Below are 12,519 nucleotides of genomic sequence, written 5' to 3' on the forward strand. Positions count from 1 at the left end.
GCGATGCAGCACGGCAAGTACCGGTTCATCGTGGGCTTCCTCGCGCTGCCCCTGGGACTGTACGCGCTCTTCGTGGTCTGGCCGTTCATCCAGTCCATCTACTACTCGTTCACGGACTGGACCGGCCTGAGCCCCGAATTCAAGATGGTCGGTTTCGACAACTACAGCCGGATGCTCGACGACGAGATCTTCTGGAAGTCGTTGCAGCACAGCCTGCTGTTCGCGCTCCTGCTGCCGGTCGTGACGATCAGCCTGGCGTTGTTCTTCGCCTTCATGATCAATGTCGGTGGCAGAAAGAGGAAGAACGGCCCGGTCGTCTCCGGTGTCCGGGGCTCCTCCTTCTACAAGATCGTCTACTTCTTCCCGCAGGTGCTGTCCATCGCCATCATCGCGCTGCTGTTCGCGTTCGCGTACAACCCGGACAGCGGCGCGATCAACTCGATCCTGCGCGGGATCGGGCTGGACGGCGTCCAGCCGCTGTGGCTGGGCGACCCCGACCTCGCGCTGTGGGCCGTGATGGCGGTGCTCGTCTGGTCCACGGTCGGCTTCTTCGTGGTCCTCTTCTCCGCCGGTATGGCCTCCATCCCGGCGGAGATGTACGAGGCCGCACTGCTGGACGGGGCGGGCCGGGCCACGACGTTCTTCCGCATCACCCTGCCCCTGCTCTGGGACACCGTGCAGTCGGGCTGGGTCTACATGGGCATCCTCGCCCTGGGCGCCGAGTCGTTCGCGGTCGTGCAGATCATGACGACCGGGCCGGGCGGTCCCGACTACTCGACCACCGTCATGGTCCTGTACGTGTACCAGAAGGCGTTCCGTGACGGGCAGGCCGCCTACGCCACCACCATCGGTGTCGCCCTGCTCGTCGTCACGCTGGCCTTCGCCGCCGTGGTGATGCGGCTGGGCCGCCGCGAGCGGCTGGAGTACTGATGAAGACGACGGAGACCCCCGCGCCCGTGCCGGCCGAGTCCGGTGCGCCCGTCACCAAGGCCGACACGCCGGCGGGCCCACCGCCGAGGGAGAAGAAGGAAGGCACCGTCCTCAACGCCTTCTCCCACGGCATCCTCGTCATCTGGGCGTTCATGGTGGTCATGCCGCTGCTGTGGGCGGTGATGACGTCCTTCAAGGACGACCGGTCCATCTTCAGCTCACCCTGGTCGCTGCCGGACACGTTGCACTTCGACAACTGGTCGCGGGCGTGGACCGAGGCCAACATGAGCGACTACTTCCTCAACACCGTCCTGGTGGTGGGGGGTTCGCTCATCGGCACGCTGGTGCTCGGCTCGATGGCGGCCTACGTCCTGGCCCGCTTCGACTTCCCGGGCAACCGGTTCATCTACTACCTGTTCATCGGCGGCATGAGCTTCCCGATCATGCTGGCGCTGGTCCCGCTGTTCTACGTCGTGAACAACATGGGCCTGCTGAACACCATCCACGGGCTGATCCTCGTCTACATCGCCTACTCGCTGCCGTTCACGGTGTTCTTCCTGACGGCGTTCTTCCGGACCCTGCCGACGACGGTGGCGGAGGCGGCCTTCGTCGACGGCGCCTCGCACAGCCGTACGTTCTTCCAGATCATGCTGCCCATGGCCAAGCCGGGCCTGGTCAGCGTCGGCATCTTCAACTTCCTGGGCCAGTGGAACCAGTACATGCTCCCCACGGTCCTCAACACCGACCCCGACAAGCGCGTCCTCACCCAGGGCCTCGTCCAGCTGGCGGTCAGCCAGGGCTACAAGGGCGACTGGTCCGGCCTCTTCGCCGGCCTGGTGATGGCTATGCTGCCGGTGCTCGCCGCGTACATCATCTTCCAGCGACAGGTGGTGCAGGGCCTGACGGCGGGAGCGCTGAAGTAACACGGCCACCGCACCCTCGCTCGCCGCCGACTGTTCCGCCGCGGCCTCGGCACCGCCCGGCCCGGCCCGCCTGACCTGTGGCGGGCCGGGTTTCGCCGTTTCCGTACCGCCTGGTCGGTAGCGCTCCGCTACAGGCCGCGCACGTGCCGCTCCCGGGCCCGCCGACGGGGTAAGCGCTTGTGTCCATGGGCGCGGAAACGGTTCAACCTCTTGACGAGAGGCAACCCGAACAGCTCAGCTTAGAGTTCACTAGTTGGACATGGACGGGGTCTCGTCGAAGCGGCCCCGCGCGCAGGAGGTCGTCGTGGAGACTCCGGGGTCGCAGTCGTCGCTGCACCGAGCCAACCTGGAGCGGGTCGTACGAGCCGTGCGTCTGGCGGGCTCCCTCACCCAGGCCGAGATCGCGCGGACGACGGGTTTGTCCGCGGCGACGGTGTCCAACATCGTCCGGGAATTGAAGGACGGCGGCACCGTCGAGGTCACGCCGACGTCGGCGGGAGGGCGCCGGGCCCGCAGCGTGTCGCTGAGCGGGGACGCCGGGATCGTCATAGGGGTCGACTTCGGCCACACCCACCTGCGCGTCGCGATCGGGAACCTCGCTCACCAGGTGCTCGCCGAGGAGTCCGAGCCGCTGGACGTGGACGCCTCCTCGGCGCAGGGCTTCGACCGGGCGGAACAGCTGGTCAGCCGGCTGATCGAAGCCACCGGAGTCGACCGGTCCAAGATCGCCGGCATCGGCCTCGGCGTGCCCGGCCCCATCGACGTCGAGTCCGGCACCCTCGGCTCGACCGCCATCCTGCCCGGCTGGACCGGCACCAGGCCCGCCGAGGAGCTGCGGGGGCGGCTCGGCGTGCCGGTGCACGTGGACAACGACGCCAACCTCGGTGCCCTCGGCGAGATGGTCTGGGGGAGCGGCCGCGGCGTGCGCGACCTGGCGTACATCAAGGTCGCCAGCGGTGTCGGCGCGGGCCTTGTGATCAACGGCAAGATCTACCGAGGTCCGGGCGGTACCGCCGGAGAAATCGGACATATTACACTCGACGAATCCGGCCCCGTCTGCCGCTGCGGAAACCGCGGCTGCCTGGAGACCTTCGCGGCCGCGCGCTACGTGCTCCCGCTCCTCCAGTCCAGCCACGGCACCGACCTGACCATGGAAGGCGTCGTACGGCTCGCGCGGGACGGGGACCCGGGCTGCCGTCGGGTGATCGCCGACGTCGGCCGTCACATCGGCAGTGGAGTCGCCAATCTCTGCAACCTGCTGAACCCGAGCCGTGTGGTCCTCGGCGGTGATCTCGCCGAGGCCGGTGAGCTGGTGCTCGGGCCGATCCGGGAGTCCGTGGGCCGCTACGCCATCCCCAGCGCGGCACGCCAGCTGTCCGTTCTCCCCGGGGCACTCGGCGGCCGTGCGGAGGTGCTCGGAGCGCTCGCGCTGGCTCTCAGCGAGATGGGCGATTCAACACTTCTGGACGGGACCGCCGTCGGGGCGCTGCAGGCGGCGACCCCTGCCTTCACTTAGAGAACGGATGGCACCGTTGCCATCTCGTTAAGGATTTACTTCTTGACGTCGCACGTGTGGCCGAGTTGACTTCCAGCCACCTCGGCCGCAATGTCGCGGCCTCGTCAGGGAGGTTTCTGAAGTGAACACGCGTATGCGTCGCGCCGCCGTTGCGATTGCGGCCGGTGCGATGGCCGTTTCGCTTGCTGCCTGTGGCAGCGCCAAGGAGTCCGGCGACAACGCCGACTCCACGGGGTCCGCCAAGAAGGGCGACGCCATCAAGGTCGGTCTGCTCCTTCCGGAGAACGCGACCGCCCGCTACGAGAAGTTCGACCGGGTGCTCATCGAGAAGAAGGTCAAGGAACTCACCGGCGGCAAGGGCGAGGTCGTCTACGCCAACGCCAAGCAGGACGCCAGCACGCAGAACCAGCAGGTCGACACGATGGTGACCAACAAGGTCGACGTGCTGATCGTGGACGCGGTGGACTCCAAGGCCATCGCCGGCTCGGTGAAGAAGGCCAAGGACGCGAACATCCCCGTCGTCGCCTACGACCGCCTGGCCGAGGGCCCGATCGACGCCTACACCTCGTTCGACAACGAGACCGTCGGCAAGACCCAGGGCGAGGCCCTCCTCAAGGCCCTGGGCTCCAAGGCCAAGGACGGCCAGATCGTCATGATGAACGGGTCGTCCACCGACCCGAACGCCGCCCAGTTCAAGAAGGGCGCGCACTCCGTCCTCGACGGCAAGGTGAAGATCGGCCGCGAGTACGACACCAAGGAGTGGAAGCCGGAGAACGCCAACGCCAACATGGAGGGCGCCATCTCCGCCCTCGGCAAGGACAAGATCGTCGGCGTCTACTCCGCCAACGACGGCATGGCGGGCGGCATCATCACGGCCCTGAAGGCCGCCGGCATCGCCGACATCCCGGTCACCGGCCAGGACGCCGAACTCTCCGGCGTGCAGCGCATCGTCACCGGTGAGCAGTACATGAGCGTCTACAAGCCTTACCCGCAGGAGGCGGACGTCGCGGCCGAGATGGCCGTCGCCCTCGCCCAGGGCAAGTCGCTCGACTCGATCGCGAAGGACAAGGTCGACAGCCCGACCACCAAGGCCATCCCCTCCGTCCTGGTCCCGGTCGTCTCGCTGACCAAGGACAACATCAACGACACCGTCATCAAGGACGGCATCTACACCGTGAGCGAGATCTGCACCGGCAAGTACAAGGCCGCCTGCGACAAGATCGGTCTCAAGTAAGCAGTCGTCAGGTCCCCTGAGGGATACGGGAGTCCGCGTCCGGACTCCCGTGACCCCGGTACGGGACCCGCTGCCCCGAGTTCCTCCGGCGCCCCGCCACACCAGCCCCGCAAGCTCCGCGGGGCGCCGGAGTGATCACTCCCGCACTCTCTGCCAAACCTTCTGTACATACCTCCCGCCGGGTCAGGCGGCGAAGGAGATGGTTCACGTGTCCGCTACGCCCGTGCTGGCGTTGCGCGGGGTCTCCAAGCGGTTCGGTGCCGTACAGGCGCTCACCGAAGTAGAGCTTGAGGTCCACGCCGGTGAGGTGGTCGCCCTGGTCGGCGACAACGGAGCCGGAAAGTCCACGCTGGTCAAGACGATCGCCGGCGTGCACCCCATCGATGAGGGCGTCATCGAATGGGACGGCAGGTCCGTCCAGATCAACAAGCCGCACGACGCCCAGAACCTGGGCATCGCGACCGTCTACCAGGACCTCGCGCTGTGCGACAACATCGACGTCGTCGGCAACCTCTACCTGGGCCGGGAGATCCGCAAGCGCGGCGTCCTGGACGAGGTGGAGATGGAGCGCCGCTCCCGCGAGCTGCTCGACATGCTGTCGATCCGCATCCCCAGCGTGCGCATCCCGATCGCCTCGCTGTCCGGCGGCCAGCGCCAGACCGTGGCCATCGCCCGGTCCATGCTCGGCGAGCCCAAGCTGGTCATCCTCGACGAGCCCACCGCCGCCCTCGGCGTCGAGCAGACCGCGCAGGTCCTCGACCTGGTCGAGCGGCTGCGCGAGCGCGGCCACGCCGTGATCCTCATCAGCCACAACATGGCTGACGTCAAGGCCGTCGCGGACAAGGTCGCCGTACTGCGCCTCGGGCGTAACAACGGCATCTTCGAGGTCAAGTCGACCTCGCAGGAAGAGATCATCTCCGCCATCACCGGCGCCACCGAAAACGCCGTGACCCGCCGTGCGGCGCGCACGAACGGGGAGGTTTCCAAGTGAGTATCGACAAGACCTCCGCGACTCCGGGAGCCCCCGAAGACCACGTCGTGGAGAACCCCGAGGCGGCCAAGGCCGCCGTCACGGTCGTCGACCCCCGGCTGCTGGTGCGCGAGCAGGGTCTCGCGGGCTACGTCACCGAGTTCAAGCGCAAGATGAAGTCCGGCGACCTGGGCTCCATCCCGGTCGTCGTCGGCCTCGCGATCATCTGGATCATCTTCCAGAGCCTGAACTCCAACTTCCTCACCGCGGGCAACCTGTCCGACATGTCCGTCGCCATGGTCGGCACGGGCATGATCGCCGTCGGCATCGTGTTCGTGCTGCTGCTGGGTGAGATCGACCTGTCGGTCGGCTCGGTCAGCGGTGTCGCGGGTGCGAGCTTCGCCGTGCTGAACGTCACCAACGGCATGAACGAGTGGCTCGCCTTCGTGCTGGCCATCGTCACCGGCACGGTCGCCGGCGCGCTGCACGGCTTCTTCTTCGCGAAGATCGGCGTCCCGGCGTTCGCCGTCACCCTGGCCGGACTGCTGTTCTGGAACGGCTTCATGCTCCAGATCCTGGGCGACAACGGCACGATCAACCTCGACCCGGACGGGGTCGTGGCGCAGCTGACCAGCTATTATTTCTCGGACGTGGCCGCCGCGTACGGGCTGGCCGCGGTCGTGACCGCCGGGTTCTTCCTCAGCTCCTTCCTCGGCAACCGGCGCCGGGAGGCCGCGGGTGTGCCGTCGCGGCCGCTGAGCGAGACCATCGTGCGGACGGTGCTGCTGGCGATCGTCGCGTTCGCCGTCGCCATCGTCTTCAACCAGTACAAGGGCCTGCCGCTGGCCGTGGTGATCTTCATCGTGGTGCTGCTCGTCACGGACTTCGTGCTGCGGCGCACGACGTACGGGCGGAAGGTGTTCGCGCTCGGCGGCAGCGTCGAGGCGTCGCGCCGGGCCGGTATCAACGTGGAGATGGTCCGGATCTCGGTCTTCGCGATCTCCGGGACGTTCGCGGCGGTCGGTGGTCTGTTCATCGCGTCGAAGATCGCCGCGGCGAACCAGGGTGCCGGCGGGGGCGACCTGCTGATGAACGCGATCGCCGCCGCGGTGATCGGCGGTACGTCGCTGTTCGGTGGCCGTGGACGTACGTGGAACGCGCTGCTCGGTGTGCTGGTGATCGTGTCGATCCAGTACGGGCTCGCCCTGGAGGGCATCGCATCTCCGGTGCAGTACATGATCACTGGTGGTGTGCTGTTGGCCACGGTTGTGATCGACGCGGTGACTCGTAAGACGCAGAAGACCGCGGGTCGGGCGTAGCGCTTCGGCTGACGGTGTGTGGGGGCCGGTATCGCCCCCTTGTGGCGATGCAGTTCCGCTCCTTTGAAAGAATCTGTGCCCGGTGCCCTTGGAGGCACCGGGCACAGTTGTGTCGTAGGTGTGGCACAAGTTGGGTACAGCCGAACGCGTGACGTACGACGCACAGCCTCGGCGCCGCCCGCAAAGGCGGAACATTAGACTCGACAAGCCCGGCAACAGCTCTACTGCAAGGAGGCACGGGTGCCGCTGCTGACCCGTATCACGGGACCGCGCGATCTGGACCGGCTCAGCCTGGAGGAGCTGAACCAGCTGGCGGAGGAGATCCGGACCTTCCTTGTCGAAGCGGTCTCCAAGACCGGCGGTCACCTCGGCCCCAACCTCGGCGTGGTGGAGCTCACCATCGCCCTGCACCGGGTCTTCGAATCGCCCAAGGACAAGGTGCTCTGGGACACCGGTCACCAGTCCTACGTGCACAAGCTGCTCACCGGCCGCCAGGACTTCTCCAAGCTGAAGATGAAGGGCGGCCTGTCCGGCTACCCCTCGCAGGCCGAGTCCGAGCACGACATCATCGAGAACTCGCACGCCTCGACCGTCCTCGGCTGGGCCGACGGCATCGCCAAGGCCAACGAGCTCCTCGAGCGCGACAGCCACGTCGTCGCCGTGATCGGTGACGGGGCGCTGACCGGCGGCATGGCCTGGGAGGCGCTGAACAACATCGCCGACGCCAAGGACCGGCCCCTCGTCATCGTCGTCAACGACAACGAGCGGTCCTACGCACCGACGATCGGCGGTCTCGCCAACCACCTCGCGACGCTGCGGACGACGGACGGCTACGAGCGGTTCCTCGCCCGTACCAAGGAGGTGCTGGAGCGCACCCCCGTCGTCGGGCGGCCGCTCTACGGCACCCTGCACGGCGCCAAGAAGGGCCTGAAGGACTTCATCGCCCCGCAGGGCATGTTCGAGGACCTCGGCCTGAAGTACGTCGGCCCGATCGACGGGCACGACCTGGAGGCCCTGGAGTCCGCTCTCGCGCGGGCCAAGCGGTTCGGCGGGCCGGTCATCGTGCACTGCCTCACCGAGAAGGGCCGCGGCTACCAGCCCGCCCTCCAGGACGAGGCGGACCGCTTCCACGCCGTCGGCAAGATCCACCCCGACACGGGCCTGCCCATCGCCTCCTCCGGCGCCGACTGGACGTCCGTGTTCGGCGAGGAGATGGTCAAGCTGGGTGAGGAGCGCGACGACGTCGTCGCCATCACCGCCGCCATGCTCCAGCCGGTGGGCCTGGACAAGTTCGCCAAGCGGTTCCCCGAGCGGGTCTACGACGTCGGCATCGCCGAGCAGCACGGCGCCGTGTCCGCGGCGGGCCTGGCGACGGGCGGAGTGCACCCGGTGTTCGCGGTGTACGCCACCTTCCTCAACCGCGCCTTCGACCAGGTGCTGATGGACGTGGCCCTGCACAAGTGCGGGGTGACCTTCGTTCTCGACCGGGCCGGTGTCACCGGCACCGACGGGGCGTCCCACAACGGCATGTGGGACATGTCGATCCTTCAGGTCGTGCCCGGGCTGCGGCTGGCCGCGCCGCGTGACGCCGACCAGGTCCGCGCGCAGTTGAGGGAGGCCGTCGCCGTCGACGACGCGCCGACCGTGGTCCGCTTCTCCAAGGGCGCCGTCGGTCCCGCCGTTCCCGCCGTGGGCCGTGTCGGCGGCATGGACGTGCTGCGCGAGCCCGGCACCGACCGGCCCGACGTGCTGCTGGTCTCCGTCGGTGCCCTCGCGCCGATGTGCCTGGAGATCGCCGGCCTCCTAGACAAGCAGGGCATTTCCACCACCGTCGTCGACCCGCGCTGGGTCAAACCCGTCGACGAGGCCATGGCGCCGCTCGCCGAGCGGCACCGCGTGGTCGTCACCGTCGAGGACAACAGCCGGGTCGGCGGCGTGGGATCGGCGATCGCGCAGGCGCTGCGCGACGCGGGCGTCGACGTGCCGCTGCGCGACTTCGGCATCCCGCCGCGCTTCCTCGACCACGCCTCGCGCGCCGAGGTCATGGCCGAGATCGGCCTCACCGCGCCGGACATCGCCCGCCAGGTGACCGGGCTGGTCGCCAAGCTGGACGGCCTCCCCCACTCTCGGCTGCGCTCGAGCGGAGGGACCCCCACCGAGCACTCCGCGGCCGACGCCGTCGACTCCGTGGAACCCGCGCGCGACTGACGCCGCTGAATGGGCCGGTTCGACCACCGTGAAGGGTGGTGGAACCGGCCCATTGGCGTGAATGCGTCCGTGCCGGGGCATACGGATGGTGCCCCCTCTCGATCATGTCGAGGACGACAAGCGTGGGAGGTACCCCGTGAGCAGTACCCTCTTCCGGACGAAGAAGGTCGAGCAGTCCATCCTCGACACCGAGGAGCCAGAGCACGCGCTCAAGAAATCCTTGTCCGCGCTGGATCTGACCGTCTTCGGCGTCGGCGTGATCATCGGCACCGGCATCTTCGTCCTCACCGGAACAGTCGCGAAGAACAACGCCGGCCCCGCGGTGGCCCTGGCGTTCGTCGCGGCCGGTGTCGCCTGCGCGCTGGCCGCGCTCTGCTACGCCGAGTTCGCGTCGACGGTCCCGGTCGCCGGGTCCGCCTACACGTTCTCGTACGCCTCCCTCGGTGAGCTGCCCGCCTGGATCATCGGCTGGGACCTGGTCCTGGAGTTCGCGCTCGGTACGGCGGTGGTGGCCGTCGGCTGGTCCGGCTACATCCAGTCGCTCATGGCCAACGCGGGCTGGGAGATGCCCGCGGCCCTGGGCAGCAGAGACGGTGCCGACGTCTTCGGCTTCGACATCCTCGCCGCCGCGCTCGTCCTCGTCCTCACCGGCATCCTCGTGCTCGGTATGAAGCTGTCCGCGCGGATCACGTCGCTCGTCGTCGCCATCAAGGTGACGGTCGTCCTCGTCGTGATCGTCGCGGGTGCGTTCCTCATCAAGGGGTCCAACTACGACCCGTTCATCCCGAAGGAGAAGGCGGTCGAGGCCGGGAAGAGTCTCGATGCCCCGCTGATCCAGCTCATGTTCGGCTGGGCGCCCTCCAACTTCGGCGTGATGGGCATCTTCACCGCCGCCTCCGTGGTTTTCTTCGCCTTCATCGGTTTCGACATCGTGGCCACGGCGGCGGAGGAGACCCGCAATCCGCAGCGCGACATGCCGCGCGGCATTCTCGGATCCCTGCTGATCTGCACCACGCTGTACGTTCTCGTGTCGATCGTCGTCACCGGCATGCAGCACTACACCCGGCTGTCCGTGGACGCGCCGCTCGCCGACGCGTTCAAGGCCACCGGGCATCCGTGGTTCGCGGGCTTCATCAGCTTCGGCGCCGCGGTCGGCCTGACGACGGTCTGCATGATCCTTCTCCTCGGGCAGACCCGGGTGTTCTTCGCGATGAGCCGTGACGGGCTGCTGCCGCGTTTCTTCTCGCGCGTCCACCCGCGGTTCAGGACTCCGCACCGGCCGACCATCCTGCTGGGTGTGGTCATCGCGGTCCTGGCCGGCTTCACTCCGCTGACGGAGCTCGCCGCCCTGGTGAACATCGGCACGCTGTTCGCCTTCGTGGTGGTCGCCATCGGTGTGCTCGTCCTCCGCAGGACCCGCCCCGACCTGCACCGGGCGTTCCGCACGCCGTGGGTACCGGTCATCCCGATCCTCTCGGTGTGCGCCTCACTGTGGCTGATGATCAACCTGCCCGCCGAGACGTGGGTGCGGTTCGGCATCTGGATGGCCGCCGGGTTCTTCGTGTACTTCCTCTACGGCCGCACCCACAGCCGCCTGGCGAAGGGCGAGGAAACAAGGCCGGAGCAGACGCTCTAGCGTCTGGCCTCCGGCGGTTGGACGGGGTGCTTGTGTTGCCTTAAGGGCCTGGGAGGTGCCCCCAGGGCGGCACGGGTGGGCGCTGGGGGCACTCCCTGCTCGAAGAGCTTGGGGTAGGCACCCCGCCCGCCAGGTTGCGCACCCACCCGCCCCGGACAGCCGCCGGCAGCACCCCGCGGCGCCGAGTCGGGAAACACTCCGGCCCAGCAAACCCCGCCGCCCCTACGGCCGTACCGACCGCGGTCCCGCCACCTCCGCCCCCAGCTCCCCGACCCGCCTCCGCAGCTCCCGGTCCGCCGTGACCACCAGCACCGGACGCGCCCCCGCCCCCGCGACCACGTCCACGATGTGATCGTCCCCGCTGCCCACCGCCGACTCCACCCGCACCCCGGCCACGGACTCCACCCCCCGCGCCGCCCCCTCCACCACGAGCACGATCTCCACCGGCCCGTCCATACCCGGCACCCCGTCCGAAGCCAACCGGTCCCGCAACCGCTCCGCCGCCCCCTTCCGGTCCCGCCACCAACCGTCCGGCACCGACCCGACGACATTCGCGGCGTCGACGACGACAAGCAGGGGAGCGTTGCTGTTCATGTGGTCAGGGTCGCACGGCGGATCCCGGCCAGGCAGGGGGCGGGCGGGGTGGCCGACCGTCCCGCCCGCGTAAGGTGAACAGGTGAACGGCGACTGGCTCATCCGCGGCCGCGACGGCCGCCTCACCGTCTACCTGCCCTCCGGCGACGCCGTCCTGTGCCGCGCGGAACGCGGCCCCGCCGGCTCCTGGGACGCCCCCCGAACCATCGGCGGCACCCAGAAGCTGCACCCGGGCGTCGCGGTCGGCCAGGGTGCCGACGGCTACGCCCATCTGACCGCCTGGCGGCCCACCGTGCCGGGCGAGTCGGGACTCGTCCACTCCACCCACTTCCGGCCCCGGCTCGCGCCCCTGGACTGGGTCCCGATCGGGCACCCCGACAAGAAGGGCGACCGGACGGGCGAACCGGCCGTCGCTGTCGACGCGCAGGGGCGTGGCTATGTCTTCGTCCGGAACAAGGGCGGCGGAGTGAGCCTGCGCAACCAGAAGGAGAAGGGCGGCTGGGGCCCCTGGCAGGACCTCGAAGGGCAGGACGTGGAAGGGGAGTTGGCCGCCGTGACGGGGGAGTCGGGGCTGGTCGAGGTGTACGCCGCCGCAGCCGGCGGGATTCTGCACTGGCGGCAGGAGGAGCCGGGCCGGACTCCGGTGCGGGGGGAGGGCGTCGACGTGCCCGTTCGTCCGGGGACTCTGCGCGCGATCGCCACGTCCGCCGAGCACACCACCCTCTTCTTCACGGACACCTCCGGCGACCTGTGCGCCTGGCGCCCGGGGGAGAAGCCGGTGACGCTCATCGCCTCCGCCGGACCGGGGCCCGTGTCCGCCGTGCGCTGTGAGATCGAGGGGCACGACTGCACCGTGCTCGCCCAGCGGTCGTCGAGTGGCCGGGTAGCCTTCGCCGCCTATCCGACCGAACAGGAGTCCGCCGGGGCCTGGTGGGCCGAGTCCGGCCCCCAACTGCCCGCCGACGCCACGGTGTCGCTGGCGCTCGACGAGCGCGACGAGGTCGTCGCGGCCTCCCTCTCCCCGTCGACCGGGAAGCTGCTGCTCACCCGCCGCAAGGACGAGCCGGGGCTCGCGCTGGAGGCCTGGCGGGAGATCTGACACCCCGTTTGGGCGGCCGCGGCCGCGGCCGTGGCTGTGACGGCATGCAAACAAAAAAGGGGGGCGGGGCGTCCGGATCGTTACCGTACG

Annotated in this window: 10 protein-coding genes; 9 read left to right on the forward strand and 1 reads right to left on the reverse strand. The window is 68.8% G+C overall.

Annotated elements, in window-relative coordinates; translation table 11 throughout:
- Nucleotides 1-3: 3 nt before the first annotated feature.
- The 8 genes from ACZ6TU_RS31450 to ACZ6TU_RS31485 all read left to right on the forward strand — a co-directional run bounded on the left by ACZ6TU_RS31450 (nucleotide 4) and on the right by ACZ6TU_RS31485 (nucleotide 10,736).
- Nucleotides 4-930: a carbohydrate ABC transporter permease gene (locus tag ACZ6TU_RS31450; RefSeq protein WP_467669232.1), complete on the forward strand. Its 927-nt coding sequence runs from the start codon at nucleotides 4-6 to the stop codon at nucleotides 928-930.
- The gene (locus ACZ6TU_RS31455) at nucleotides 930-1,853 is read left to right on the forward strand and encodes a carbohydrate ABC transporter permease (protein WP_467669234.1); all 924 of its coding nucleotides are present in this window, start codon (nucleotides 930-932) and stop codon (nucleotides 1,851-1,853) included. The genes ACZ6TU_RS31450 and ACZ6TU_RS31455 overlap by 1 nt, the downstream gene beginning before the upstream one ends.
- A 304-nt stretch (nucleotides 1,854-2,157) precedes the next feature.
- Nucleotides 2,158-3,369 carry an ROK family transcriptional regulator gene (locus tag ACZ6TU_RS31460; RefSeq protein WP_467670269.1) on the forward strand — a complete coding sequence of 404 codons (1,212 nt, stop codon included), beginning with the start codon at nucleotides 2,158-2,160 and terminating at the stop codon, nucleotides 3,367-3,369.
- A gap of 133 nt (nucleotides 3,370-3,502) precedes the next feature.
- Entirely contained in the window at nucleotides 3,503-4,603 is a 1,101-nt protein-coding gene (locus tag ACZ6TU_RS31465; RefSeq protein WP_467670271.1) for an ABC transporter substrate-binding protein, read from the forward strand.
- A 199-nt stretch (nucleotides 4,604-4,802) separates the two neighbouring features.
- Nucleotides 4,803-5,594: an ATP-binding cassette domain-containing protein gene (locus ACZ6TU_RS31470; RefSeq protein WP_467669236.1), complete on the forward strand. Its 792-nt coding sequence runs from the start codon at nucleotides 4,803-4,805 to the stop codon at nucleotides 5,592-5,594.
- Entirely contained in the window at nucleotides 5,591-6,892 is a 1,302-nt protein-coding gene (locus ACZ6TU_RS31475; protein ID WP_467669238.1) for a sugar ABC transporter permease, read from the forward strand. Before ACZ6TU_RS31470 ends, ACZ6TU_RS31475 begins: the two co-directional genes overlap by 4 nt.
- A 240-nt stretch (nucleotides 6,893-7,132) precedes the next feature.
- A complete protein-coding gene (dxs, locus tag ACZ6TU_RS31480; protein WP_467669240.1) occupies nucleotides 7,133-9,100 on the forward strand; it encodes a 1-deoxy-D-xylulose-5-phosphate synthase in 1,968 nt (655 codons plus the stop codon).
- A 136-nt stretch (nucleotides 9,101-9,236) separates the two neighbouring features.
- Entirely contained in the window at nucleotides 9,237-10,736 is a 1,500-nt protein-coding gene (locus ACZ6TU_RS31485) for an amino acid permease (RefSeq protein WP_467669242.1), read from the forward strand.
- A gap of 222 nt (nucleotides 10,737-10,958) precedes the next feature.
- Here ACZ6TU_RS31485 and ACZ6TU_RS31490 read toward each other — a convergent pair whose 3' ends face one another.
- Nucleotides 10,959-11,330 carry a PIN domain-containing protein gene (locus tag ACZ6TU_RS31490; protein WP_467669244.1) on the reverse strand — a complete coding sequence of 124 codons (372 nt, stop codon included), beginning with the start codon at nucleotides 11,328-11,330 and terminating at the stop codon, nucleotides 10,959-10,961.
- Nucleotides 11,331-11,412: 82 nt separating this feature from the next.
- On the opposite strand from ACZ6TU_RS31490, the gene ACZ6TU_RS31495 reads away from it, so the two are divergent.
- Complete coding sequence (locus ACZ6TU_RS31495) at nucleotides 11,413-12,429, forward strand: PLL family lectin (protein ID WP_467669245.1); 1,017 nt, start codon at nucleotides 11,413-11,415, stop codon at nucleotides 12,427-12,429.
- Nucleotides 12,430-12,519: the final 90 nt, after the last annotated feature.

The sequence above is a fragment of the Streptomyces sp. NPDC052064 genome (assembly GCF_055585925.1).